Origin of the sequence: Janthinobacterium sp. SUN137 (assembly GCF_030587265.1) — a bacterium.
Lineage (GTDB): Bacteria > Pseudomonadota > Gammaproteobacteria > Burkholderiales > Burkholderiaceae_D > Janthinobacterium > Janthinobacterium kumbetense.
Genome location: NZ_JAPWHZ010000001.1, coordinates 618,729 through 645,171, shown reverse-complemented (window position 1 = coordinate 645,171; position 26,443 = coordinate 618,729). Strand labels below are relative to the sequence as shown.

Annotated in this window: 20 protein-coding genes; 12 read left to right on the top strand and 8 right to left on the bottom strand. The window is 62.2% G+C overall.

What is annotated here, in order from left to right:
* Window positions 1-49: 49 nt before the first annotated feature.
* A complete protein-coding gene (locus O3298_RS02935) occupies window positions 50-2,248 on the bottom strand; it encodes an OsmC domain/YcaO domain-containing protein (RefSeq protein ID WP_305056063.1) in 2,199 nt (732 codons plus the stop codon).
* 196 nt (window positions 2,249-2,444) lie between these two features.
* Here O3298_RS02935 and O3298_RS02930 point away from each other — a divergent pair, with 196 nt between their 5' ends.
* Together O3298_RS02930 and O3298_RS02925 are read left to right on the top strand one after the other, a co-directional pair.
* On the top strand, window positions 2,445-2,978 hold the full coding sequence (locus tag O3298_RS02930) for a histidine phosphatase family protein (RefSeq protein ID WP_251350368.1): 534 nt from the start codon (window positions 2,445-2,447) through the stop codon (window positions 2,976-2,978).
* A gap of 399 nt (window positions 2,979-3,377) precedes the next feature.
* The gene (locus O3298_RS02925) at window positions 3,378-3,773 is read left to right on the top strand and encodes a glyoxalase/bleomycin resistance/extradiol dioxygenase family protein (RefSeq protein ID WP_305058484.1); all 396 of its coding nucleotides are present in this window, start codon (window positions 3,378-3,380) and stop codon (window positions 3,771-3,773) included.
* Window positions 3,774-3,831: 58 nt separating this feature from the next.
* On the opposite strand, the gene O3298_RS02920 is transcribed toward O3298_RS02925, so the two are convergent.
* The gene (locus O3298_RS02920; RefSeq protein WP_305058483.1) at window positions 3,832-6,234 is read right to left on the bottom strand and encodes a TonB-dependent siderophore receptor; all 2,403 of its coding nucleotides are present in this window, start codon (window positions 6,232-6,234) and stop codon (window positions 3,832-3,834) included.
* A gap of 177 nt (window positions 6,235-6,411) precedes the next feature.
* Window positions 6,412-7,206 (bottom strand): PhzF family phenazine biosynthesis protein, encoded by a 795-nt coding sequence (locus O3298_RS02915; protein WP_305058482.1) that lies wholly within the window; start codon window positions 7,204-7,206, stop codon window positions 6,412-6,414.
* Between the two features lie 97 nt (window positions 7,207-7,303).
* On the opposite strand from O3298_RS02915, the gene O3298_RS02910 reads away from it, so the two are divergent.
* A complete protein-coding gene (locus tag O3298_RS02910) occupies window positions 7,304-10,444 on the top strand; it encodes an error-prone DNA polymerase (protein ID WP_305058481.1) in 3,141 nt (1,046 codons plus the stop codon).
* 39 nt (window positions 10,445-10,483) lie between these two features.
* Window positions 10,484-10,963, top strand: coding sequence for a GNAT family N-acetyltransferase (locus O3298_RS02905; RefSeq protein WP_305058480.1), 480 nt, complete (start codon window positions 10,484-10,486; stop codon window positions 10,961-10,963).
* Here O3298_RS02905 and O3298_RS02900 read toward each other — a convergent pair whose 3' ends face one another.
* Window positions 10,964-12,373: an FAD-binding oxidoreductase gene (locus tag O3298_RS02900; RefSeq protein ID WP_369811448.1), complete on the bottom strand. Its 1,410-nt coding sequence runs from the start codon at window positions 12,371-12,373 to the stop codon at window positions 10,964-10,966.
* 199 nt (window positions 12,374-12,572) lie between these two features.
* Here O3298_RS02900 and O3298_RS02895 point away from each other — a divergent pair, with 199 nt between their 5' ends.
* The 5 genes from O3298_RS02895 to O3298_RS02875 all read left to right on the top strand — a co-directional run bounded on the left by O3298_RS02895 (window position 12,573) and on the right by O3298_RS02875 (window position 17,892).
* Entirely contained in the window at window positions 12,573-13,487 is a 915-nt protein-coding gene (locus O3298_RS02895) for a ChaN family lipoprotein (protein WP_305058479.1), read from the top strand.
* Between the two features lie 153 nt (window positions 13,488-13,640).
* A complete protein-coding gene (gene exbB, locus O3298_RS02890) occupies window positions 13,641-14,390 on the top strand; it encodes a tonB-system energizer ExbB (protein WP_289916742.1) in 750 nt (249 codons plus the stop codon).
* A gap of 3 nt (window positions 14,391-14,393) precedes the next feature.
* Window positions 14,394-14,819: a TonB system transport protein ExbD gene (gene exbD, locus O3298_RS02885; protein WP_305058478.1), complete on the top strand. Its 426-nt coding sequence runs from the start codon at window positions 14,394-14,396 to the stop codon at window positions 14,817-14,819.
* A complete protein-coding gene (locus O3298_RS02880) occupies window positions 14,816-15,595 on the top strand; it encodes an energy transducer TonB (protein ID WP_305058477.1) in 780 nt (259 codons plus the stop codon). Before exbD ends, O3298_RS02880 begins: the two co-directional genes overlap by 4 nt.
* Before the next feature lie 38 nt (window positions 15,596-15,633).
* A complete protein-coding gene (locus O3298_RS02875; protein WP_305058476.1) occupies window positions 15,634-17,892 on the top strand; it encodes a TonB-dependent receptor domain-containing protein in 2,259 nt (752 codons plus the stop codon).
* A gap of 30 nt (window positions 17,893-17,922) precedes the next feature.
* Here the strand turns inward: O3298_RS02875 and O3298_RS02870 are convergent, their stop codons facing one another.
* Window positions 17,923-18,330, bottom strand: a complete 408-nt coding sequence (locus O3298_RS02870) for a PRC-barrel domain-containing protein (RefSeq protein WP_251350379.1) — start codon at window positions 18,328-18,330, stop codon at window positions 17,923-17,925.
* Window positions 18,331-18,577: 247 nt separating this feature from the next.
* Here O3298_RS02870 and O3298_RS02865 point away from each other — a divergent pair, with 247 nt between their 5' ends.
* From O3298_RS02865 to ftsB, 3 genes are all read left to right on the top strand, one after another.
* Window positions 18,578-20,230, top strand: a complete 1,653-nt coding sequence (locus O3298_RS02865) for a CTP synthase (protein ID WP_099666940.1) — start codon at window positions 18,578-18,580, stop codon at window positions 20,228-20,230.
* 141 nt (window positions 20,231-20,371) lie between these two features.
* Window positions 20,372-21,655 (top strand): phosphopyruvate hydratase, encoded by a 1,284-nt coding sequence (gene eno, locus O3298_RS02860; protein WP_034750709.1) that lies wholly within the window; start codon window positions 20,372-20,374, stop codon window positions 21,653-21,655.
* A 62-nt stretch (window positions 21,656-21,717) separates the two neighbouring features.
* Complete coding sequence (ftsB, locus tag O3298_RS02855) at window positions 21,718-22,041, top strand: cell division protein FtsB (protein WP_035821182.1); 324 nt, start codon at window positions 21,718-21,720, stop codon at window positions 22,039-22,041.
* 331 nt (window positions 22,042-22,372) lie between these two features.
* Here the strand turns inward: ftsB and O3298_RS02850 are convergent, their stop codons facing one another.
* From O3298_RS02850 to O3298_RS02840, 3 genes are all read right to left on the bottom strand, one after another.
* The gene (locus O3298_RS02850; RefSeq protein ID WP_099666941.1) at window positions 22,373-22,651 is read right to left on the bottom strand and encodes a hypothetical protein; all 279 of its coding nucleotides are present in this window, start codon (window positions 22,649-22,651) and stop codon (window positions 22,373-22,375) included.
* Window positions 22,652-22,803: 152 nt separating this feature from the next.
* Window positions 22,804-23,934, bottom strand: coding sequence for a glycerophosphodiester phosphodiesterase (locus O3298_RS02845; RefSeq protein WP_305058475.1), 1,131 nt, complete (start codon window positions 23,932-23,934; stop codon window positions 22,804-22,806).
* The gene (locus tag O3298_RS02840) at window positions 23,934-26,342 is read right to left on the bottom strand and encodes a TonB-dependent receptor (RefSeq protein ID WP_305058474.1); all 2,409 of its coding nucleotides are present in this window, start codon (window positions 26,340-26,342) and stop codon (window positions 23,934-23,936) included. The genes O3298_RS02845 and O3298_RS02840 overlap by 1 nt, the downstream gene beginning before the upstream one ends.
* Window positions 26,343-26,443 lie beyond the last annotated feature (101 nt).

The window sequence follows — 26,443 nt, the reverse complement described above, 5'->3', positions numbered from 1 at the left end:
GCGCCGGGGCGCGAAGGCGCGACTGCCGCGCCGGCCCCCGCCTGTCGCCTTAGCGGGCCGCTGCCTTGGCGCGCGCCGCGTGCAATTTCTTGAAGCTGTCGATCAGGCGCTGGTGCCGGTCGAGGCCTTCCAGTTGCATGCTGGTCGGGGTCAGGCCGAAGAAACGCACGCTGCCGTCCACCGAGCCCAGCACCGCATCCATGCGGGCGTCGCCAAACATGCGGCGGAAATTGACGACGTAATCGTCCAGCTCCAGCTCGTCATCGAGTTCCACTTCCAGCACCACGTTCAATGCTTGATAGAACAGTTTGCGCTCGAGCGTGTTGTCGTTGTACTGCAAGAAGGTTTCCACCAGCTCTTTCGCTTCCTCGAATTGCTGCAGGACGAGCTGTATCAGCAGCTTCAATTCCAGGGTCGTCAGCTGGCCCCACACCGTGTTTTCGTCAAACTCGATGCCGATCAGGGTGGCGATGTCGCCGTACTCGTCGAGCTCGCTGTTTTCCAGGCGGTCGAGCAAGTCTTCCAGGCTGGCATCGTCCAGGCGGTGCAGGTTCAGGATGTCGGCGCGGAACAGCAGCGCCTTGTTGGTATTGTCCCAGATCAAATCCTCGACCGGGTACACCTCGGAATAACCGGGCACGAGGATGCGGCAGGCGGTGGCGCCCAGCTGGTCATATACGGCCGTGTAGACTTCCTTGCCCATGCCGGCGAGGATGCCGAACAGGGTTGCCGCTTCCTCGGCATTCGAGTTTTCGCCGTGGCCGGAAAAATCCCACTCGACAAAATCGTAATCGGCCTTGGCGCTGAAGAAGCGCCACGAGACGATGCCGCTGGAATCGATGAAGTGCTCGACGAAATTGTTCGGCTCGGTGACGGCTTCGCTGGCAAACGTCGGCTGCGGCAAGTCGTTGAGGCCCTCAAAACTGCGGCCCTGCAGCAATTCCGTCAGGCTGCGCTCCAGCGCCACTTCCAGGCTCGGGTGCGCGCCGAACGAGGCAAACACGCCGCCCGTGCGCGGGTTCATCAGGGTGACGCACATCACCGGATACACGCCGCCCAGCGACGCATCTTTCACCAGCACGGGGAAACCCTGTTCTTCCAGGCCGGCGATGCCGGCCAGGATGCCCGGATATTTCGCCAGCACTTCCTGCGGCACGTCGGGCAGGGCGATTTCGCCTTCGATGATTTCGCGCTTGACGGCCCGTTCGAAAATTTCCGACAGGCATTGCACCTGTGCTTCGACGAGAGTGTTGCCGGCGCTCATGCCATTGCTGACGTACAAGTTTTCAATCAGGTTCGATGGGAAGTACACGGTCTCGCCATCGGACTGGCGCACATACGGCAGCGAGCAGATGCCGCGCTCCGCATTGCCGGAGTTGGTGTCGATCAGGTGCGAGCCGCGCAGTTCGCCATCGGCATCGTAGATGTCGCGGCAGTAGGCGTCGAGAATCTCCTTCGGCAGCGCATCCTTGCGGCCCGGCTTGAACCAGCGCTCGTTCGGGTAATGGACAAAATCCGCGTTGGCGATGTCTTCGCCCCAGAACGAACCGGCGTAGAAATGGTTGTTGCTGAGGCGTTCGATATACTCGCCCAGGGCCGACGCCAGCGCGCTTTCCTTGGTTGCTCCCTTGCCGTTGGTGAAACACATGGGCGAATGCGCATCGCGGATGTGCAGCGACCACACGTTGGGAATGATGTTGCGCCACGAAGCGATTTCAATCTTGATGCCCAGGCCCGCCAGCAGGCTGGACATATTGGCGATGGTCTGTTCCAGCGGCAAGTCCTTGCCGACGATATAGGTGCTCGCGCCAGGGGCGGGATTCAGGGCCAGCAAGGCCTGGGCATCGGCGTCCAGGTTCTCCACTTCTTCAATGACGAACTCCGGCCCCGCCTGCACCACTTTTTTCACCGTGCAACGGTCGATCGAACGCAGGATGCCCTGGCGGTCCTTGTCCGAGATATCGGCCGGCAACTCGACCTGGATCTTGAAAATCTGCTGGTAGCGGTTTTCAGGATCGACGATATTGTTTTGCGACAGGCGGATATTTTCAGTGGAAATATTGCGCGTATCGCAATACAACTTCACGAAGTAGGCCGCGCACAGTGCCGATGATGCCAAAAAGTAATCGAACGGGCCGGGCGCCGAACCATCGCCTTTATAGCGGATGGGCTGGTCGGCGATGACCGTAAAATCGTCGAACTTGGCTTCGAGACGCAGCTTGTCGAGAAAGTTGACTTTAATTTCCATGAGGTAATCCAATACTGTGCTTATGAGTTAGCCGCTATTATCCGTGCTTTCCGCCGCAGGGCAAAGATTGTTCGCGGCGGCCGTGCTGGCGGGGAGCCGCAGGACCAGGCCGGCAGGGCAGGCAAGGGGCAAGCTCCCCCATGAAGTGGACGGATAAATGTGCGAGGCGATCTGACTGGACATGCGAATAACATTAATGAGACACGGCGAGCCCCGACTCGCCAAAGGGCGCTGGATAGCGCCGCTGCAAATGGGACAGTGGATTAATCTCTACAATCAATCGATCATCAAAGAAGGTGGCATCCCTGCGCAGTGCGCTGCGGCAGCGCTTTCCGCGTCGACCATCGTGGCCAGCACGGCACCCAGGGCATGCTCATCGGCCAGGGCATTGGGTGACTTGCCATTCATGCAAGAGGCGATGTTCTCTGAAGCAGGGTTGCCCTTTGCGCTCTGGAAGGCCCCTTGGCTGCCGGCTGAAGCCTGGGCAGCGATTTTTCGCCTACTCTGGTTGTTTGGTTATGCGCGCGGATCGGACTCGTTGCAGATAACCCGGCGGCGCGCCAGGGCCGCCGCCGAGCGGCTGGTTGCGCTCGCCGCCAGGGGGCCCGTGCTGCTGGTCGGGCATGGCATCATGAATCGATTGATCGGCAAGGAGTTGCAGGCCTTGGGTTGGCTTGCCCGCAACAGGCAAGGCAGCCGGTACTGGAGTATGGGAGTGTATGAGCTGTGAAAACCTGTGACGAATGCGGCAGCCGATACCGTGACGACGCCGAAGGCATGGCCAGCCTGTGTCCCGAATGCGCCTCGGTCATCTATGGCTTGCCACGGTGCGAGCACGTGTTCGAGGCAGGCCGATGCCGGAAATGCCTGTGGGATGGCCGGAAAAGTGACTTTGTGCGAAAACTGGAGCAGCAGGGGCGTTGAAGCGATATCCATGTCTGTGGGGGGCAGCGTCCATCGGCGGTCACCGGTGTTTCCGTGACAATGCATGAGTTTTTCGGATGGATAATTGGCTATCCTCCATGGGGGCTGCCTGCAGCCACTGCTGGACGGTTGATCGCATCTGAATCTCCTGCCGGTGACCGCTCCGTCACTTTCGCTTTGCCTAACCTGATGCAAGGATGAGCTGATGCAATTATCCAATTATCTTTTCTTTACTACCACTTGCGAACAAGCCTTGGCGTTCTACACGCAATGCGGGCTGGGCAAGATAAGCGATGTCTTGCGCTTTGGCGTGGATGGCATGCCGCTCCGTCATGAAGCCATGCGCGGGAAAATCATGCATGCCCGATTTGAAGGACCAGGCGTGTTGTTTTTTGCTTCTGACAATGACGATGCCGAGCCCATGCGAGGGTCCGCACATATTTTGCAAATGCATGACAGGCAGTTAACGAAAGAGCTTTTTGACAAGCTGGCGTATCAAGGCGTGGTGACGACACCGCTCGCCATCCAGGTATGGGGCGATTATTACGGTAAATTGACGGACCAGTTCGGGGTGCAGTGGATGCTGAACTGTTCGGCCTAACTAAAAAACAGCGGCTGCCCATGCTGGCGCAGCCGCTGTTTTTATGCGGACACGGTGATCAGAACTTCACCCACAGCCGCCCGAAGTACGAAGCGCCGTTCAGGCCGAACTGCACGCTGTCGTATTTGAAGCCGTTGTCCGTCTCGTCCGCGTTTTGCGTGGTGGGCTTGACGTTGAAGATGTTGTTGCCGCCAAAGGTCAGCTTGGTATTTTTGCTGATGCTGTAGGTGAAGCTCAGGTCGGCGGACGTCTTGGCTGCGTAACGGGCATTCGGCACGCCTTCGGCCGTGCCGCTGAAGGTGCCCAGGGTTTGCGGGCCAAAATAAATGATGCGCAAGTCCGATTCCAGCTTGCCCGTGATGTAGTCGAAGCCCAGGGTGGCTTTCGCGCGCGGGCCGCCCTGTTCGATGAACAGGCGTTCGCGCTCGGACAGCAGCACGTCTTCAAAGCCCGTCAGCGAGGCGGGCGTCTTGACCTTCGTCACTTCCGTTTTGCTCAAATTCAAGGCCAGGAAGGTGTTCAGGCGGTTGCCGGCCAATTCTCCCTTGTGCGACGCCGTCAGGTCCAGCCCGCGCGTGCGCGTGTCGATGGAATTGACGAAGAATTGCGCCTCGCCCACGCCCAGCAGGGCCAGGCGCGCCGCCAGGTCCGGGTAGTTGTCGGCATTGAAACGGCCCGACAGCACGATGCGGTCCTTGATCTTGATGTTGTACAAGTCGGCCGTCACGGAAATGGCCTGCGTCGGCGTCCAGGTGGTGCCGAAGGTAAAACTGGTCGACTTTTCTTCCTTCAGCTTCGGAATGCCGGCCGCGTTGGCGACGGCGCCGCCATTCGGCGCCAGCACCACGTCCGTGGGCACGCCGCCGATGAAGTCCGTGAAGGTGGACGAGAAATACACTTGCTGCAACGATGGCGCGCGGAAGCCCGTGCTGGCCGAACCGCGCAGCAGCACGTTGGGCGCCACTTTATAGCTGGCGGCCAGCTTGCCCGTCACGGTGGAGCCGAAATCGCTGAATTTCTCGTAGCGCAGGGCCGCCTGGGTTTTCAGGCGTTCCGTCCAGTCCAGTTCCACGTCGCCATACGCGGCGATGCTGTGGCGCTTGGCCTTGGTGGCGTCGCCGGGCTGGAAGCCGGGGAAGCCCTGGCTGCCCGCATTGCCGCCCACGCCCACGCCGTCGGCGTCGTTGTAGGAGCCCGGTTCGCCGGCCATGATCTTGTATTCCTCGCTGCGGTATTCGGCGCCGAAGGCCACGTTCATGCCGCGCATCACCGTGTCGTAGTAGCGGCTGAAGTCGGCGTTGCTGGTCAGTTGCTGGAACGAAAAGCCGCCCGCATCGAAACGGCTGGAGCTGACGCCCTTGCCGCCGTTCATCAGGTCGAGGTTGGCGATCGAGGCATTCAGCGTGTTGCTGATGTCGTAGCGCATCTTGTTGTAGCCATAGGTTTGCGAAAAATCAGCATGCCATTCGCCGATCTGGCTGCGGTGGCCGATGGTGGCGTACTGGTCGTCGATCTTGCCATTGATGAAAGGCACGAAACCATCCGGATACATGGCGGCCGAATTGCGCGATGGAATGTCGTCGCTGCCGATGCCGCCCCGGCCGAATGCGGCGCTGGACGCGTCGCGCGTCTGCGCGCCGGCCGTGAAGTACAGCTTGCCCGTGGGGCTGGTGGCGTAGTCGCCATTCACGTACAGGGTCTTGTTCTTGGACTTGGTGTCGCCGATGATGCGCATGCTGTCCGCATCGGCCCGGTTCGAGCGGCCACGGTCCAGGTATTCGCCCGTGATGGCCAGGGTACCCTTGTCGCCCAGCGCGATGCCGCAATAGGCGGAGGTCATGTAATTCTTGCCGTCGCCTGCGGAATACTGGCTGTAGCCGGCCACGGCTTCGCAGCCCAGGCTTTTCTTCAGTTCGATGTCGATCACGCCGGCAATGGCGTCCGAGCCGTACTGGGCGGCGGCGCCGTCGCGCAGCACTTGCACGTTCTTGATCGCCAACAAGGGAATCGCATTCATGTCCGTGCCCGTGTTGCCGCGGTTGCGCGCGCCGAACAGGTTGACGAGGGCTGTCGTGTGGCGCCGCTTGCCGTTCACCAGCACGAGGGTCTGGTCGGAACCGAGGCCGCGCAGGGCGGCTGAATCGATCAGGTCGGCCCCGTCGGCGCCCGTCTGGCGCGTGGAGTTGAACGAGGGCGAGATGTATTGCAGCGACTGCGCCAGATCAAACTGGCCGCCTTGCTCGGCCACCTTGGAAATGGGAATGATATCGACCGGCACCATGGTATCCGTGGCGGAACTGGCGACCCGGCGCGAGCCGACCACGCTGACCGTTTGCACGGGGCCTTCCGTGGCGGCCGCTTCCGTGTTCTGGGCCATGGCGGCAGGACTGAAAACGGCCAGGGCGGCGCTGCCGTACAGGCTGATGAGGATGGCTTGACGCAAGGTGGTGAGGGTCGGCACGCAGTATCTCCAAGTGGCTGATGAGCAAGATTCGTGACTTGATTCTAGTGCCATCTTTTCAGCATTCACCAGCGATACTTTGTTTTGTTATTACAAATTTGCTGTAACTGTTGTTTCCTGGTTGATTATCTTTTGGCCACTGCCTGGCTTGCCTTGTGCTGGTGCGGCATGCCCCATTCAGGTGCTGCGTTGCACCATGCCGCCCACCCAGATCGCTTGCGTGCTGTATTGCACTTCGATCAGGCAGGGCTGCTGCGTCACGTGGCCCTGGTGCAGGCGCAGCGACTGTTGCAAGTGCGCTGCCAGCGCGCCCGCCGCCACGCCCGTGGCGCTGTCTTCCAGCGCCGGATCGAGGTGGTTGAAGTTGCGCCCCTCATATTCGTGCTCGCCCGTGCGGCAATACGCATAGCAGCCGCTGACCTTGTGCAAGGCGCTCCAGTCGGCGATCAATTCCAGGTTCGGCCGCAGCGCGCGCAGGGTGGTGCGGTCGGCCACTTCCAGCAGCAGCTTCGGGCTGCCGACGGACGCGACGACGGGCGGCGACAGCAAGTGCATGTGCTGGCCCATCAGCTCGGACGGCACATACTTTTCCACCAGGACGGCAGGCGCCGGCTGCGGCGCCAGGCCGATGAACAATCCCTCCGCGCGGCGCACCAGCTGCAAGGCTTGCCCGCGCATGGCGGTCGTCACCGTCAGCGCCGCCGGCGCGCCGGGCGCCGCCAGCAGCACATGCGCGGCCGCCAAAGTGGCGTGCAGGCACAGGGGACTGCGCGTGTGCGGATAAAAATAGTCGAGCACGATGCATCCCTCCGCGCCGTCCGCTTGCCGGTCGAGGAAGACGCAGGCGCTGACCTGGCGTTCGCGGGCAAAGGCCTGGCGCTGCGTTTCGCTGGCGTAGTCGTTTTCCACGACCAGCGCCGCATTGCCGCCACCGGGGGCGGCGCCGAAACATTTTAATGAGTGGACGATCATGGCGGGCACTGTGCAAGGTAAAACCTCAGCATAACTGAGATGGCCGTTTTCAGATGAGTATAATATACTGTGTTTATATACAGTATTGAGGTAGATCATGGGGAGCGCAGTCTTACCCGAGTATGCTGAGTTGTACTGCTTGAGTAATTTCAGCTTCCTGCATGGGGCCTCGCATGCGGAAGAGCTGGTGGCGCGCTCTGTCCAGCTTGCTTACCGGGCGCTGGCCATTACCGACGAATGCTCGCTGGCGGGTGTCGTGCGCGCCCATGCGACGGCCAAGCGGGCCGGCTTCCCCCTGATTATCGGCGCGCATTTTCACTTGACGCAGGCCGACGGCAGCCCGGGGCCGTCCCTGCTGGCGCTGGTGCGCGATGCCGACGGATACGGCAACCTGTCGGAACTGATCACCATGGCGCGCACGCGGGCGGCCAAGGGCCGCTATCTGTTGACGCCCGACGATTTCGCCGCGCCGCCGGCGCAGTTTGCCCATTTGCAAGGGCTGCCCGGCTGTTTGATGATTTTGCTGCCCGGCTATCCGGCCCAGCCCGCGACGCTGCGCGCGCAGGGGGCGTGGATGTTATCCACCTTTGGCGGCGAGCGCAGCTGGATAGGCTTGAACCTGCTGCAGCGGGCGCAGGATGACGCGCACCGCAGCGCCGTGCAGGACGCCGCGCAGGCGCTGGGCTTGTCCGTGGTGGCCGTCGGCCATGTGTGCATGCACGTGCGTTCGCGCAAGCCGCTGCTCGACACCCTGTGCGCGATACGCGTGGGCAAGCCCGTGGGCGAGTGCGGCTATGCGCTGGCGCAAAACGCGGAGCAGCATCTGCGCGCGCGCTTGCGCCTGGCCAATGTGTATCCGCCGCAGGCGCTGGCGGAAACCCTGCGCATCGCGGACTTGTGCACATTCTCGCTCGACAGCTTGCGCTATGACTATCCCGACGAGCTGGTGCCGCACGGCCACACGCCGGCGACGTATCTGCGCGCAGAAACGTATGCGGGCGCGCGCATCCGTTTTCCGCTGGGCATACCGGCCAACGTGCAGCAGCAGCTCGAACAGGAGCTGGAACTGATTGCGGAGCTGTCGTATGAAGCCTACTTTTTGACCGTGTACGACATCGTGCGCTTTGCCCGCTCGCAAGACATCCTGTGCCAGGGCAGGGGGTCGGCCGCCAATTCGGCCGTCTGCTATTGCCTGCATATCACGGAAGTGGACCCGGCGCGCGGCAATTCATTGGTCGGGCGCTTCATGTCGCGCGAGCGCAACGAGCCGCCCGACATCGACGTCGACTTCGAGCACCAGCGGCGCGAAGAAGTGATTCAATATATCTACGGCAAATATGGCCGCGAGCGGGCCGCGCTGGCGGCCGTGGTGATCAGCTACCGGCCGAAAAGCGCCTTGCGCGACAGCGGCCGGGCGCTGGGGATCGACCTGGCCATCGTGGAAAAAGTGGCCAAGGCGCACCGCTGGTTCGACGGCAAGCGCGATCTGCTGGAGCGCCTGGCCGAATGCGGGCTGGACCCGGAAGCGGCATTGTCGCAGCAGTGGGCCGGCCTGGCGCAGCAATTGCTGGGCTTTCCCCGCCATTTGTCGCAGCATCCGGGCGGCTTTGTGATTGCGCAAGGAAAGTTGTCGCGCCTGGTGCCGATTGAAAACGCCGCCATGGCCGAGCGCAGCGTCATCGAGTGGGACAAGAACGACCTGGAAGAACTGGGTTTGATGAAGGTCGACGTGCTGGCGCTGGGCATGCTGTCGGCCCTGCGCCGCGCCCTGGAACTGGTCGGTGCGCGGCGCGGCGAGCCACTCCGCCTGCAGGATATTCCGGCGGAAGATCCTGCCACCTACGACATGATGTGCCAGGCCGACACCATCGGCGTGTTCCAGATCGAGTCGCGTGCGCAGATGAGCATGCTGCCCCGTTTGCGTCCCCGTGAATTCTATGACCTCGTCATCGAGGTGGCGCTCGTGCGTCCCGGCCCCATCCAGGGCGGCATGGTGCATCCGTATCTGCAGCGGCGCCAGCAGAAAGAGCCGGTCGATTATCCCAAGGGCTTGGAAAAGGCGCTGGGGCGCACCCTGGGCATTCCCATTTTCCAGGAGCAAGTAATGCAGGTGGCCATCATCGCGGCCGGTTTCACGCCTGGCGAAGCGGACCAGTTGCGGCGCGCCATGGCGGCCTGGAAACGCAAGGGTGGCATGAACAATTACCATGACCGCATCGTCAATGCCATGGTGGAGAATGGTTACGGCAAGGAGTTTGCCGAGGCTATCTTCAGCCAGATCGAGGGTTTTGGCGAATACGGTTTTCCCGAGTCGCACGCGGCCAGTTTCGCGCTGCTGACGTACGCCAGTTCCTGGCTGAAATGCCACGAACCGGCCGCCTTCCTGTGCGCCTTGCTCAACAGCCAGCCCATGGGTTTTTACAGTCCCTCGCAACTGGTGCAGGATGCGCGCCGGCATGGCGTGCCAGTGCTGCCCGTCGACGTGACCGTCAGCGGCTGGGAAGCGGTATTGGAAGCAGGGCAGGACCCCGCGCCCGCCGTGCGCCTGGGCTTGAACAGCCTGTTCGGCATGCGCGCCGAGGCGGCCCGGCGCATCGAGGATGCGCGCGCCATCGCCGCCTTTGTCGACGTGGCCGACCTGGCGCGGCGTGGCGGCCTGGATCGTCATGACTTGCAGGTCTTGGCGGCAGGCAACGCGCTGCACGCGCTGGCCGGGCACCGGCGCGCGGCGCTGTGGCAGGCGGCCGGCGCCGTGCCCGACAGGGATTTGCTGCGCGTCACCACGCCAGAGGAAGACTTGCCCGTGCTGGCCGCGCCCACGGAAGGCGAGAGCATCGTCAGCGACTACCGCGCGCAAGGCCTGACCCTGGGCCGCCACCCGCTGGCGCTGTTGCGCAGGCAATTGCTGGAGCAGCGTTTCCTGCCGGCATCCGCGCTGGCCAGCTACACGGATGGCCAGCTGGCGCGCGCCTGCGGCATCGTCACCGTGCGCCAGCGTCCGGGCACGGCCAAGGGCGTCATCTTCATGACCCTGGAAGACGAGACGGGCACGGTCAACGTCATCGTCTGGCCCGACCTGGTGGAAAGCCAGCGCCGCGAAGTGCTGAGCGCGCCGCTGCTGGGCGTGTACGGCGTGTGGCAGCGCGAGGGGCTGGTGCGCAACCTGGTGGCCAAGCGCCTGGTCGACATGTCGCATCTGCTGGGGCGTTTGAGGACCAGCAGCCGCGATTTCTGTTGATGCTTGTCAATGTCGGCCAGGCGGTGGCATGATTATCATATGACTACTTTGCCCGAACCGACACTGCGCCCCGCCCTGGTCGCCGACGCGCCCGCCATCGTCGCCCTGATCGACGACTTGATGCCTTTTTTGACCCTGCACCCGGACGGCGCGGGGGCGGAAAAGTTCATCGAACATTGCCGCCAGCCGGCCATCGAAAGTTACCTGTCTCTCCCCAACTATCGTTACCAGTTGGCGCACATCGACGGCGAACTGGCCGGCGTGGTGGCCATGCGCGACAACACGCACCTGTTCCACATGTTCGTGCCGCGCGCGCTGCACCGGCGCGGCATGGCGCGCCGTCTGTGGCGGGCGGCCCGCGATGCATCCTTGGCCAGGGGGAAGGTCACGGCGTTTACCGTCAATTCCTCGGCCTATGCCTTGCCCCTGTACGAAAGCCTGGGCTTTGTCGCCACGGGGCCGAAGGTGGAGACGGGCGGCATCGCCTTCGTGCCGATGCGCATGGAATGGACGGCCTGATTACCAGCGCACGATCTTGCCCGGATTCATGATGTTCTTCGGATCCAGCGCGTGTTTCAGGGCGCGCATGGTGTCGATGGCGCCTTCGCCATGTTCTTCCACGAGAAAGGCCATCTTGTGCATGCCCACGCCATGTTCTCCCGTGCACGTGCCGTCCATGCCGATGGCGCGCGTGACCATGTCGCTGTTGACCTTTTCCGCGCGGGCGATGTCGTTTGGATCGTCCGGGTCGACCAGCATCTGCACGTGGAAGTTGCCGTCGCCCACGTGGCCGATGATGGCGTAGACGAGGCCTTGCGCTTCGCAATCGGCCTGGGTGGCGAGGATGCATTCGGCCAGGCGCGAAATGGGCACGCAGCAATCGGTGGAAATGGCGCGGCTGCCGGGGCGCATCTGCAGCAGGGCAAAGTAGGCGTTGTGGCGCGCGGCCCACAGGCGCGAGCGGTCTTCGGGGCGGCTGGCCCACTCGAAATCGCTGGCGCCGTGTTCCGCCGTGATGGCTTGCACCAGCTGCGCCTGCTCAGCCACGCTGGCCGGCGTGCCGTGGAATTCAAACAGCAGCAAGGGTTTTTCCGGCAAGGCCATCTTGTCGTAGGCGTTGATGGCTTTCACGCCGTTTTCATCGAGAAACTCGACCCGGGCCACGGGAATACCCATCTGGATGGTCTGGATCACGGCGCTGACGGCCTCGCCCGTGCCGGGGAACGAACACACGGCCGCCGAGATCGCTTCCGGCAACGGATACAGTTTCACCGTCACTTCCGTGATGATGCCCAGGGTGCCTTCGCTGCCGACGAACAGGCGCGTCAGGTCGTAGCCGGCCGACGATTTCTTTGCCCTGGTTCCCGTCTTGATGATGCGGCCATCGGCCGTCACCACCGTCAGGGCCAGCACGTTTTCGCGCATGGTGCCGTAGCGCACGGCGTTCGTGCCCGAGGCGCGCGTGGCCGCCATGCCGCCCAGCGAGGCATTGGCGCCCGGGGCGATGGGGAAGAACAGGCCCGTGTCGCGGAGCTCTTCGTTCAGCTGCTTGCGCGTGACGCCCGCCAGCACGGTGGCCGTCAAGTCTTCACTATGCACGGCTACCATCTGGTTCATTTGCGACAGATCAATTGTCACGCCGCCATGCAGGGCCAGCACGTGGCCTTCCAGCGAAGTGCCGCTGCCGTAGGCGATGACGGGCACGTCGTGCGCGCTGCACAGCTTGACGGCGGCCGCCACTTCCTCGGTGGAATGGGCGAAAATGACGGCGTCCGGCAGCATGGGGGGATAGCTCGACTCGTCGCGGCCATGGTGTGCGCGCATGGCTTGCGTCATGGAAAAGCGGTCGGCAAAGATCAGGGAAAGTACGGCAGCAAGGGATACGGGCAGCGGTTTTTTCAGTACCGCCAACTGGTCAGTTTGATTCACGCAAGTCCTCCGTTTTTTTTATTCTACTCCGCGCCTGGGGATTTCACCGGCGCAGCCTGTTGATTTTTTGCCAGTTGTAAAAAAATCTGCATGGTTCGCCGCGCTTTGGTTGTAAATGAGAATCATTTCTATTAGAATGCCCGCCTATACCTATTTTGCAACAGTTTGACCCGCAGCTCAGACCCCGAAAGGCCATGCCATGAAATTCCCCCTGTCCTTCTCCGCAGTCCTGCCCGCCTGTGTGCTGGCGCTGAGCGCCTGCAGCAGCGTGGCGCCAGCGACGGACGCTGCCACCGGCGCCACCTCAGCGTCCGCCGCGCAAGACGTGCGCCAACTGGGCGAAATCGTCGACTTGCGCAGCGGTCAGCGCGTGACCGCCGAACAATTGCTGGCCCAGCTGGCCGCCGCGCCCCGGGTCATCGTGGGCGAGCAGCATGACCAGCTCAGCCATCACCAGATCGAGCAATGGCTGCTGCAGCAATTGCAGGGCCAGCGTCCCCAAGGCAGCGTGCTGCTGGAAATGCTGAACCCGGACCAGCAAGCCAAGGTGGACAAGGTCAAGCCGTGGCTGCAGACGGACCCCGTCGTGCGCCCCGAACACGTGGCCGAGCTGCTGGCCTGGCAGCCCAGCTGGAAGTGGGCGCAATATGGCGACCTGGTGATGACCGTGATGCGCGCGCCGTATCCCGTCTGGTCGGCCAACCTGGACCGCAGCGAAATCAAGCAATTGTTTATCGACAAGCCGGCCGTGCAGGGCAAGCATTCGAACCTGGCCAACGACGGCAAGGTACATGAGAAACTGAAAGACATCATCCGCGTCATGCATGACAACCAGATCGACGAGCCGCGCCTGGCCGCCATGCTGTCGGTGCAGCAGCAGCGCGACCGCCGCATGGCCGAGCGCCTGCTGGCCGCGCCCGCGCCGGCCGTGCTGATCGCCGGCGCCTACCATGCGCACAAGGACCTGGGCGTGCCGCTGCACGTGCAGGACTTGACGGGCGGCCCGGCGCCGCTGGTGCTGGTCCTGGCACAGCAGGGCGCCACGGTGCTGGCGCCGCAGGCGGATTTCGTCTGGTTCACACCCGTAACGCCCGCCGTCGCCAGCGCCAAGTAATTTCTTGTATCGCCGCCGGGCGTTCTGCCCGGCACTCTCCCCCAGCAAGCTCCCCCATAGCAGCCAGGTAGTTCGTCCGATTTTTTTGCATGCGCGTGCGCGCCGTTGGCGCAGCCATGCCTGTTACCTGTCAAAGTTCTCATGCGTATCCCCTTGTTCCGTATCAAAGCCGCCAGCTGCGGTGTCGTTCTTTCCCTGTTGCATGCCACCGCGCAAGCGTCCGCCTTACCCCATGACATGTCGCCGCTGGGCATGTTTTTCGCCGCCGACCAGGTCGTCAAAAGCGTGCTCATCGGTTTGCTGGTCGCCGCGCTGGCCACCTGGGTGGTCTTGCTGGTGAAGGGCGCCAGTTTGCTGCAAGCCCGGCGCGAGGCGGCGCATGCCGTCGCCATGCTGAAGACGGCCACTTCCTTGCCGGACGCGGCCGTCAAAGTGGAGGGCGCAGGCGCCATTTCGCTGGCGCAACAGTTGCTCGCTGATGTACAGCAAGAACTGAGTCTGTCGCACGCCAGCGCGCCGGCGGCGGCACTGAAGGAGCGGGCCGGCTTTCGCCAGGAACAGTTCATTGCGCAGCAGGTGCGCGCCATGACGCAAGGCATCGGCTTGCTGGCCAGCATAGGCGCCGTGGCGCCGTTCGTCGGCCTGTTCGGCACCGTGTGGGGCATCATGAACAGTTTTATCGGCATCGCCGTCAGCCAGAGCACGAACCTGGCCACCGTGGCGCCGGGCATCGCGGAAGCCTTGCTGGCCACCGCCCTGGGCCTGGTGGCGGCGATCCCCGCCGTCGTCATCTATAACGTCTTGAGCCGTGGCATCAACCAGTACAAGGCGCAGCTGCGCGCCGCTTCCGCGCAAGTGCTGCTGATGCTGAGCCGCGACCTCGACACGCGCCAGCAGGCCTGAGCCATGGCTTCCCTGTTTCCCTCCCAGGACGATGACACGGCCGACATGCCGGAGTTGAGCGAGATCAATGTCACGCCCTTCATCGACGTGATGCTGGTGCTGTTGATCATCTTCATGGTCGTTTCGCCGCTGGCCACCGTCGACTTGAAAATCGACTTGCCGGCCGCCACGGCCAAGCCCGAACCCCGTCCCGAGAAACCGTTGTTCGTGTCGCTGAAGGCGGACCGCAGCCTGTACCTGGGCGAGTCTCCCGTGGCGCGCGAGCAGCTGGGCAGCCTGCTCGACGCGCAAACGGGCGGCGACCGCCAGCGCCCCCTGTTTTTCCAGGCCGACAAGCAAGCCGCGTATGAAGACGTGCTGGGCGTGATGGATGCCCTGCGCCAGGCCGGCTACCTGAAAGTGGGCCTGGTCGGCCGGGAGGGCGGGTGAGTCCGCAGTCCGGGCCGGCGCCGCGCCCCCTATTGAGCTGGGGCATTGCCACGTCGCTGGTGGTGGCCGCAGCGCTGGCGCTGCTGCTGTGGGCCGGCTGGCAGCCCGTCGCCGTGGCGCCCGCCAATCCGGCGGCCAGCGTGATGGTGGTGTTTGCCGCGCAAGCGATGTCGCCGGAGACGCAGGTGGCGCACGCCCTGGGCGCGCGCCAGTCGGCCGCGTCCAGCGCCGCCCGGCCGCCAAAGAGTGCAATCAAGCAAGAGGCGCTGCCGGTGCTGGCGCGCGCCGCTGCGCCGGAGATCGTCGCGGCGGAAAAAGAGGAAAAGGCGGCGGCGAATCCGTCGGCGGAGCCGGGCAAGGATGCCGCGAAGGAAGCGTCCGTGCCCGCGCAGGCCAGCAGCAGCGCCACGCCGGCGCCGGCCGCCGTGCGCGGTCCGCAGGCGGCGCCGTTCAACAGCGACACGCCGTCAAGCAGCGCGGCGCCGGCCAGCTGGCAAAGCCAGGTGCTTGGCCACCTGGCGCACTTCAAGCGCTATCCGGGCGATGCGCGCCAGCGCAAGCGGGCTGGCGCCGCCTGGGTGCGCTTCCAAGTGGACCGCGACGGCAAATTGCTGGCCAGCGAGCTGGTCACCTCGTCGGGCACGGTGCTGCTCGACCGCGAAGCCTTGCAAGTGCTGCAGCGCGCGCAGCCGCTGCCGGCGCCGCCCGATAACGTATTGCGCCAGGGCACGGTGACGGTGACCTTGCCCGTGTCGTTCAAGCTCGACGCCAGCTGAATTTCAAATTTTTCAATAACATAACAAATCGAGGGTGTATGCATATCAAGACAATGACGCAGGCCGTGGGCATCTGCATGGCCTTGCTCGCGCAGCAGGCGTGGGCGCAACAGGCGCAAGACAGCGGCAAGGTGGAATTTTCGCCGCTGAACGTATCGGGTGAAACGGTGCCCGCGGAACGGCAGGCGCTGGAAAAACCGGGCGCCGTCAGCGCGCGCGGGGCCGATACGCGCTTGCAGCCCGTGGACCAGATCGTGCGCAGCATGCCGGGCACGTTTACCCAGATCGATCCGGCGCAGGGCGCCGTCAGCGTCAACATCCGCGGCTTGTCGGGCCTGGGGCGCGTCAACATGATGGTCGATGGCGTGAGCCAGAATTACTATGGCAGCGCGCCGTCGTCCGTGTCGCACGGCGGTGTGCCCAGCAGCCAGTTCGGCGCGCTGATCGACCCGAATTTCATCATCGGCGTGGATGTGTCGCGTGGCAATGTCGTCGGCGGCGACGGCGTCAATGCGCTGGCCGGCAGCGCCAATTTCCGCACCATCGGCGTCGATGACGTCGTCTTCGCCGGGGAAAAGACGGGGGCGCGCACGAAGATGTGGACCGGCAATAACGGCGTGGGACGCAGCGCCATGCTGGCCGTGGCCATGAAAAACCCCGCCTTCGATGGCGGCAGCGTGGGCTTCATGGCCGCCACCAGCGCGAGCGTGATCGGCAACAACTACAAGAATGCGAAGGGCGTCAACAGCGAGGAATTCGGTTTCGGCTACAACCGCTATTACAAGCAAAAGCCCAAGTCGCAATTGCTCAAGCTGGACCTCAAATTGAGCGACTTCCATGCGCTGGAACTGTCGGCGCGCGATTACCGCAGCACGTTTACGCGCCGCGACATCCACAGCGATGACTACTACGTAAAATATCACTACACGCCATTTTCCGAGTTGATCGACCTCAATGTGGTGGCCAGCAGCAGCCGCGGCAACCAGAAATACATGCCCGAGGCGCTGACCAATTTCATCAATACGAATGCGGCCAACCGCGCCGACGCGGTCGACATCAACAACACCAGCAGCTTCAGGCTGGCGGGCGGCGATGCGCTGGTGACCATCGGCGGCAAGCTGATGCGCAATAAATACAGCAAGCACGTGGAAAGCCTGGTCGACGATCCGGACAACCCGGATGCGAACCAGCAATCGATCGAAAACAATACGTTCGGCCCAGAGGGCGTGCAAAAGATCAACAGCCTGTATGCGGGCCTGCAATACAACCGCGGCATTGTTCAAGTCAATGCGGGCCTCAACTACACGCACTTTGATTTGACGGGTCACAAGCCCGCCTGCGACTTGCGCGTGCAGTGCTTCCCGCAAGGGGCAAGCAATATTGCGTTGAAGGAGCATGGCATCAATCCCTCGCTGCTCGTTTCCGCGCAAGTGATGCCGTGGTTCCAGCCGTTTGCCAGCGCCGAGCGCACCATGCGCGGGCCGAATCCGCAGGAAGTGTTTTTCTCGAATGACGGCGGGGCCTCGATGAACCCCTTCCTGAAGGGCGAGCGGGCCAGCACCTATCAGCTGGGTTTCAATTCCAGCCTGCATGGCTTGCTGAGTGCTAACGATGCGCTGAATTTCAAGGCCCTGTATTTCAAGAGCAAGATCGACGGCTATATCACCAGCCAGTCCTTCCTCGTGTGCGACAGCGGGCGCAAGTGCAATATCGCGGAAGTGATCGCCAAGGACTGGCAGAATGTGGATGAATACGTGACCAATATGTATATCTACATCAACTCGGCCACGCCCGTGTATACACGCGGCTGGGAACTGGAAGCGCAATATCACCTGGGGCCGGCGTATGCGCGCCTGTCGTACACGCGCGAAACGACGCGCCAGCCCACGTCGATCGCCAGCGCCTGGTTTGGCGCGGCCGACATCAGCGAACTGCCCAGCGTGTACTACAACCTCGACGTGGGCACGCGCCTGCTGGACAACAAGCTGGAAGTGGGCGCCATCCTCAAGCACACGGGCTCGAACCGCCGCCTGTCGCCGGACAATGACGCCGATGAAGCGACGGGGGAAGTGCTCAAGGCCGACAATCCGAAGATCCCGGCCGTGATCGACCTGTATGCGAGCTACCAGGTCAGCAAGAACCTGTTCCTGCGCCTGTCCGTGCAAAACGCCATGAACAAGGATTTCTCGGAAGCGCTGAACCGCCTGAACTCGATGCCGTCGCAGTCGCAGGAGAATACGCCGCTGAGTACGGCGCGGGGCAGGACGTATGTGGCAGGGCTGGAGTACCGCTTTTAAAGCAGGCCCAAGCCCCGCGCCTTGGCTTAATTAATACTCGCGCGGCGTCGTTCCATAATAGCTATGGATCGACGTCGCCCAAGCGCTGTCCGCCATGTTCGGCCAGTTATCCGTGTCGAAGCCGGGGGCGTTTTCGATGCGTTCCTTGTCGACGTTGAGGGTGAAGCGCTTGTTGACGGTGTCGAGCAGCAGCGCCTCCCACGGCACGGCGAACAGCTTTTCGCCGATGGTGAAGACGCCGCCGTGCGACATGACGGCGTAGGCGATCTTGCCGCTGCGCATGTCGAGCATGATTTCCTTGATTTCGCCCAGGTGTTCATCCTTGGCATTGTGCACATGGTCGCCGATCAGGGTGTCGGCGCCCATCAGTTCAGGGCCGGGGCCTTTGTGGCCGCGGTTGACATACATGCCGTAGGCGTCGCGTTCTTCGTAGCTCATGATGGACCTCCTGTTGAAAAATCCCAGTCTGCCGCCGGGGCGCGGCAGGGTCTGTTCGCTCGCCCACACAACATATGGAATTGGAAATATTTCAATTATTGTTATTGGGTAATTTTGTTGCGCGTAGACAGCAGGAGGGGGAGGGATAGTCGGTATTTGGCGCAAATTTCCGTGCGCGGGGAGCGACGCAGGCGGGCTTTAGTGTATAATTTCAATTTCCCGCACGTGCCGTTCGGCACCATCTGCAATGACCAAATTTGTCTTCGTCACTGGTGGCGTTGTGTCTTCCCTTGGAAAAGGGATTGCCGCCGCCTCCCTCGCCGCGATCCTCGAATCGCGCGGCCTTAAAGTCACCATGCTCAAGCTCGACCCGTATATCAACGTCGATCCTGGCACGATGAGCCCTATGCAACACGGTGAAGTATTCGTCACCGATGACGGGGCCGAAACCGACCTCGACCTCGGTCACTACGAGCGCTTCATTTCCACCCGCATGAAAAAGGTGAATAACTTCACCACTGGCCAGATCTATGAATCGGTGATCCGCAAGGAACGCCGGGGCGAATATCTGGGCAAGACCGTGCAGGTGATTCCGCATATCACCAATGAAATCCAGGATTACATCCGCCGTGGCGCCGAAGGCTACGACGTGGCCCTGTGCGAAATCGGCGGCACCGTCGGCGATATCGAATCCTTGCCATTCCTGGAAGCGGCACGCCAGCTGAGCCTGCGCGCCGGCCGCAAGAACACGGCGTTCGTCCACCTGACCCTGGTGCCTTACATCGCCTCGGCCGGTGAACTGAAAACCAAGCCGACCCAGCACTCGGTGCAAAAGCTGCGCGAAATCGGCATCTTGCCGAATGCGCTGCTTTGCCGCGCCGACCGCGCCATCCCGGAAGACGAGCGCGCGAAAATCTCGCTGTTCTCGAACATCGAGGAAGACGCCGTCATTTCCGTGTGGGACGTCGACACCATTTACAAAGTGCCGCAAATGCTGCACGACCAGGGCCTCGACAAGATCATCTGCGACGCGCTGGACCTCGATCCTGCACCGGCCGACCTGTCGATCTGGAGCAAGTTGATCTACACGATGGAGCACCCGAAGGCGGAAGTGACCGTCGGCATGGTCGGCAAGTATGTCGAGCTGACCGAGTCGTACAAGTCGCTGATCGAAGCGCTGCGCCACGCCGGCATCCACACGGAAAGCCGCGTCAACATCGAGTACATCGATTCGGAAGAAATCGAAACGACCGGTTGCGACAACCTGGCCAAGTACGATGCCATCCTGGTACCGGGCGGCTTCGGCAAGCGCGGCGTGGAAGGCAAGATCAAGGCGGCCCAGTTTGCCCGTGAAAACAAGATCCCTTACCTGGGCATCTGCCTGGGCATGCAAGTGGCCCTGATCGAATACGCACGCAACAAGGCTGGCATGCCGAACGCGAATTCGACCGAGTTCGACCTTGATACGGATCAACCTGTTGTTGCACTGATCAATGAGTGGCAAAACCACGATGGTAAAGTCGAGTTGCGCGATGAAAACTCGGACCTGGGCGGTACCATGCGCCTGGGCGCGCAGACCTGCGCCGTCAATCCGGGCACCCTCGCCGCCGAGATCTACGGCAGCGTGGTGACCGAGCGTCACCGTCATCGCTACGAAGCCAATAATCACTACCTGGCCCGTGTCGAATCGGCTGGCCTGATCGTGTCGGCCCGCACGCCGAGCGAAGATTTGTGCGAAATCATGGAATTGCCGCGCACGGGTGAAAATTCCCACCCTTGGTATATGGGCGTGCAATACCATCCCGAGTTCAAGTCGACGCCACGCACCGGCCATCCGTTGTTTACGTCGTTCATCAAGGCAGCGCTGGCGCACAAAGAAGCCAACGCCGCTGCGGAATAACGCGGTCGATCGCGACAGTATTACCCGTAAGACAGCTCCCGGCCAGATCGTTCCCGCCGGGAGTTTCTTTGCCCCCTTTGTGCAATTGCGCATCAGAACGCAGTGTGCAGCCCCCTGTTAAGCTTAACTTTGGAGAATGACATGAGTGCTATTGTTGATATTATCGGCCGCGAAATCCTGGACTCGCGCGGTAACCCGACCGTCGAATGCGATGTGTTGCTGGAATCGGGCGTGATGGGCCGTGCAGCCGTACCGTCGGGTGCCTCGACCGGTTCGCGCGAAGCCGTGGAATTGCGCGATGGCGACGCCAAGCGCTACTTCGGCAAGGGCGTGCTGCAAGCATGCGAGAACATCAACACCGAAATCTCCGAAGCCATCATGGGCCTGGACGCCAATGAACAGGCTTTCCTGGACCGTACCCTGATCGACCTGGACGGCACGGAAAACAAATCGCGCCTGGGCGCCAACGCCATCCTGGCCGTCTCGATGGCTGTCGCCAAGGCCGCCGCCGAAGAAGCCGGCTTGCCGCTGTACCGCTATTTCGGCGGTTCGGGCGCCATGCAGATGCCAGTGCCGATGATGAACGTCATCAACGGCGGCGCACACGCCGACAACAACCTGGACATCCAGGAATTCATGATCATTCCCGTGGGCGCCCCGTCGTTCAAGGAAGCCGTCCGCTACGGCGCGGAAGTGTTCCACACGCTGAAAAAGATCCTGCACAAGAAGGGCCTGAACACCAACGTGGGCGACGAAGGCGGTTTCGCGCCATCGCTGGCCAACCATGAAGAAGCCATCAAGCTGATCATCCAGGCCATCGAAGAAGCGGGCTACGAGCCAGGCACGCAGATCGCCATCGGCCTCGATTGCGCCGCGTCCGAGTTCTACAAGAACGGCAAGTACGAAATGGAAGGCGAAGGCCTGAGCCTGACCGCCACCGAGTTCACCAACCTGCTGGCGACCTGGTGCGACAAGTACCCGATCATCTCGATCGAAGACGCGATGCATGAAGGCGACTGGGACGGCTGGGCGATCCTGACGGCAGAACTGGGCAAGAAAGTGCAACTGGTTGGCGACGACCTGTATGTCACCAACACCAAGATCCTGAAAGAAGGCATCTCGAAAGGCATCGCCAACTCGATCCTGATCAAGATCAACCAGATCGGTACCCTGACGGAAACCTTCGCCGCCATCGAAATGGCCAAGCGCGCCGGCTACACGGCCGTCATTTCGCACCGCTCGGGCGAAACGGAAGACTCGACCATCGCCGATATCGCCGTTGCCACGAACGCCCTGCAGATCAAGACGGGCTCGATGTCGCGTTCGGACCGCATGGCCAAGTACAACCAGTTGCTGCGTATCGAGGAAGACCTGGGCGACATCGCCAGCTACCCTGGCCGCGATGCGTTCTATAATCTGAAGTAAGCTGATGTAAAACCCACTGGCCGGCCGGAGATGTTCCGGCCGGTTTTTTAACTGAATGCCCCATGCGCCTCATTACGCTCGCCCTGGCAGCCCTGCTGCTGTTGATACAATTTCCCCTCTGGCTGGGTAAAGGCGGCTGGCTGCGTGTTGCCGACATGGAAGCCCAAGTGGCGGTGGCCAACAAGAAGAACATGGAATTGAAGGCGCGCAACGCCAAGCTCGAATCCGAAGTGCGCGACCTGAAAGATGGCACGGGCGCCGTCGAAGAGCGTGCCCGCTATGAGCTGGGCATGGTCAAACAGAATGAGATTTTCGTGCAGATCGTGCGCAAGGGACAAACCCCGCCACTGCTGGAAACACCGGTGGACGCTGCTGCGCCACATTAAGACAGTACTACTTCCCGCTTGCCAGCCTGGACCGATTGCCAGGCTGACATATCACTTTACTTCCTTGTACTTATTACCTTGTACTGCTGCACACGATTGGCCGCATGGCGCGGCGTGCTGCTGTCTTGCTGCTTGCTGATCAGAAACGGGCCTTGCCGGTCGTGATCAGGTAAAAATGGATGCCGGTGACCACGACGGCCACACTTACCAGTACGGTTTCGAGAAACATCATAAAATTTCCTTGTTAATATTTAGTTAGGTAAAAACGTCCAGGGCCAGGCGCCCAGCCGAACGTACGGCAAGGCGCAGGCAACGTCGCCATGAACGTTTTTTAACCGCGCGACGCCAGGAAGCGCAGTTCTGCGGCCAGATTCGGCATCAGCTTTTCGTAGCGGTTCGCTTCCGAGTTCAGCAGGGCGAAATCGCGCTTGCTTGGACGCACATAGCGCTGTTCTTCGTCGCTGACGCTGCTGGCGATGACTTCCTTCTGCGCCAGTTCGCTGTACGGCTTGGAAGCGAGCAGGGCGCCCAGGAAGGCGCGCGTGGCGCGGCCCAGGTTGCTGAAGTAATTGTCGTTGTCGTTGCTGTAGGTGTTGGTAAAAGTGGACATATGCCCTCCATGAATGGTCTGTTGTTGCATTGCACAATAATGGAGTTTGCGATATGCGTCCAATTTCAAATTCCAATTTCAGAAATTCAAGAAACGCATAATAAGGGCGTAGCCATCGGCCACGCCCTGAAAATGAATTTGTTACGAAATGTTTATCCTGCGGCGATGCGCCCCAAACCCGGATCGTCGCTGAAAAAACCGTCGAGTCCCGTCTCGATATAGCGCCGCATTTCCGCCACGGATCCCGCTTCGTTGCGCGCATTCTCGCCATTGCCGTCGCGGAAGTCGGCCGCCAGGAAGCGGTTTTCCGGACGGAAGGTCCACGTGTGCAGCAGCAAGCCCGCCTGGTGCGCATCGTCGACGATGGAAGAGGGCTTGGCCAGGCGCTGGTCGGCGCCCAGCGGGATGATTCCCCGTGTTGGCGGCGCCACCACGTCCGCGTAGGCGGCGATGTCGCGCAGGCCGGCCGGCGTCGTCATCTGCCCGAACGTCAGCTTGCCGCCCGCCTTGGCCACGTCCATCGGGCGGATATCGCCGCCCACCACCAGCTGCATCAGGCGCACGTTGGCGCGCCGTCCCAGCTTCTCGCGCAAGTATTTCAAATTGGCCACTTCGAAGGACTGGATTTCGATGGGCGCGCGGCGTGTGTACTCGTGCGCCAGCAGGGTCGACAGGAAACGGTCTTCCAGCGCCAAGCCCGCATCGCGGAAATACGTGGAGCTTTTCAGCTCCGGCACGAGGCCGATGATGCGTCCGCTGGCGGCAGATTGCGCTGCAACAAAATCGATGATTTCTTCCCAGGTCGGAATCTGGAATTGTCCATCGTACAAGGTGTTGCCGGTGCGTACTTTCGGCAGCCGTTCGATGGCGCGCAGGGTTTTCAATTCCGCCAGCGTGAAGTCGTCGACGAACCAGCCTTCGTGCCATTCGCCGTCGACCATCTTCTTGCCGCGCCGGCTCGCAAACTCGGGTCGGCGGGCCACGTCGGTGGTGTCGATCAGGTTGCTTTCGTGGCGGGCCACGAGAATGCCGTCGCGCGTGGCGACCAGGTCCGGCTCGACGTAGTCGGCGCCGTCGAGGATGGCCTTGGCGTAGGACGCCAAGGTATGCTCGGGACGCAGGGCGCTGGCGCCCCGGTGGGCGAAGACGAGCGGACGGCTTGGCTTTGTTTCCAGCAGGCCCGCGGCAAAGCCGGGCGCGGCGGCCAGCGCCAGGCCGCCGACGGCCGCCTGGACGAAGCTGCGGCGCGAAAAGTGCCGTTGCGGAAGGATAGGCGCGCGCATCAGAAATCCGCCGTCAAGGTCAGGAAGCCCTGGCGCGGGGCGATGGGGAAGGTGTTGTACGTCTTGTCGGCGGCGCCCACCACCACGTTCAGCGCGCCTTCGCGGTTGGCCAGGTTGCTCACATTCACGCGCCAGCGCGGGTTTTTCAGCCAGCCGGCCATGGCCGGCAGCTTGCCCGACACGCCCAGGCCCATCAGGAAATAGCTGGGCACGGACAAATCGTTGGTGTATGTCGCGTAGCGCTTGCCCACATAGTCTCCGGTCAGTTGCACTTCGATGTCGCCAACCGTGGCGGACGCGACGAACTTGTTCAGCCATTCAGGCGAGCCCGGCACGTTCTTGCCCGCCGTCAAGACCAGCGCGGCGCCATTGTTGTAATTGTCCGCGTACTGCGAGCGGTTGTACGACAGGGCATTGTAGAACGAGAAATTGTTGCCGAAGTGTACGGTGCCCGCGATATCGATGCCGTCCGTGCGCACGCTGCCCACGTTGGCCAGCACGGGGTTGCCGCCAATGATGGAGGAAATCACGGGCGTCGGGCTGATCTGCAGCAAACGGTTGCTGAAATCGACGTGGTAGACGTTGACCTGGCCATCGATGGCCGTGATGGCGCCCAGGCTCAATGGGTGGCTGCCGCGCACGCCCACTTCATAGGTGAGGGCCGTTTCCGGCTTGGCGTCGCGCTTGAACAAATCAAACGCGGCCTGGCTCGACAAGCTCCAGGGCGAGGCGCCGCCGCCGCCGTAGGTGACGAACTGGCGCATGTTTTTCTGGATATTGAAGTACAGCTGGTCTTGCGGCGTGAAATCCCAGCGCGCGCCCACTTGCGGCAAGAACCATTTTTTCGTGTTGATGGTGCCGACCGGCAATGCCGTCGAGCCGCCGGCGATGGCGCCCTTGGCCGGCTGCACGGGGAATTGGCCATCGGCAAATTGCAGGCTGGACTTGAAGCCGGCTTGCAGGGCGATATCGGGACGGATGCGCCATTCATCCTGCAAGTGCAGCTGCACCACCTTGTTGTCGATCTCGCTGCCGTACTGCGTGATCAAAGGATTGCTGGGACGGTCGTACGGCGACGTCGGGTTGTTGACGTCCAGCGCATACCAGCGGCGGTAGGCGGACGAGCGGTTCTGTTCCAGCCACAGGCCCGCTTCCAGCTGGTGATTGCCGATTTCCTTGCGCAGGGTGGAAAGGAAGCCGCCCCGCTTGATGTCGTATTCCGTCGTGCGCACGGCGTAGCCCGAGTTGCCGAACACCTGTTTCAGGTTCTGTTTCGGGTAGTACACGCTGAACAAGCCCGGCAAGCCGGCCACGCCGATGGGGCCGGCCACCACGCCCGCGCCGTCATCCTTGTGGTAATACACCTGGTTCGACCACGTCATGCCTTCGGACAAGTTGGCGTCGAACTTGGCGTAGGCCAGGTAATCGGTGCGCTGCGCATCGCTGTAGTAGTTGCGGTAATTGTTGCCGTCCGCGGCAGGCGTGGCGCCCGTGGGCGACAGGTAATTCAGGGCCGTCTTGAAGTCCGGATACAGGAAGGGGCGCGTGTATGGCGCGCTCGTCTCGCCCGCCACGTGCACGGTGCTGTCTTCGTTCGGCTCGATCTTGTCCGAGTAATTGAAGAACAGGGTCAGCTTGCCCGCCTCGCTGCGGTTGACGTATTTTGCGTTGAACTGGTCGCCGCCCTGGCGCGCATCGAAGTCCCAGGCGCGCGCTTCATGGTGCAGGATGGAAAAATAGGCGCTGCTGCCATCGCCGAAGGCGCCCGTGTCATAGCGGGCAAACGTGCGCGATGTGCGGTGACTGCCCACTGTTTGCTGCACGCTGGCGCCCTGCGTGGCCAGCGGGTCGCTGGAATAGGTTTCGATGGTGCCGCCCAGGTTGCTGGTCGACGCCGTGGCCAGGTCGCCCGCGCCCGACGACAGTACGACGCTGCGCACGTTTTCGCTGATCACGGCGCGCTGCGGCGACAGGCCGTTGTAGTTGCCGTATTGCTGGTCGCCCAGCGGCACGCCGTCCATGGTGTAGCCCAGTTGCTGGCCGGAAAAACCATGCACGAACAGCGACAGGTTTTGCTCGTTGTTGCCCCATGGGTCGGCCGTCTGGAAGCTGACGCCAGGCAAGGTTTGCAGGGCCTTTAACGGATTCGTGCCGGGCAGGATTTTCTGGATTTCATTCTTGCTCAGGGCGACGGAAGAACGCGTCTTACGCGAGGAAATCTCCACGGTGGTCATCGGAGCATTGTCATCGGCAGCGGGGACGGCGGCCATGTCGGTGGCGGCGGACGCCACGGCGGCGGCGACGGCCGTTTGCGCCAGGGCCGGCAAGGAGAAGCCAGCGGCGCAAGCGCCCAGCAACACATGGAAGGAATGGCGGCGCAGGGCCAGCGTCAAGTGGGTATTCATCATCAGCCTGTGGAAAGTATTGGAAGTAATACAAGCTGCGCAGCGTAACGGCGGCGCGTGACGGGCTGATGACGAACTGATGACGGGAAGATGACAGCAGAAAC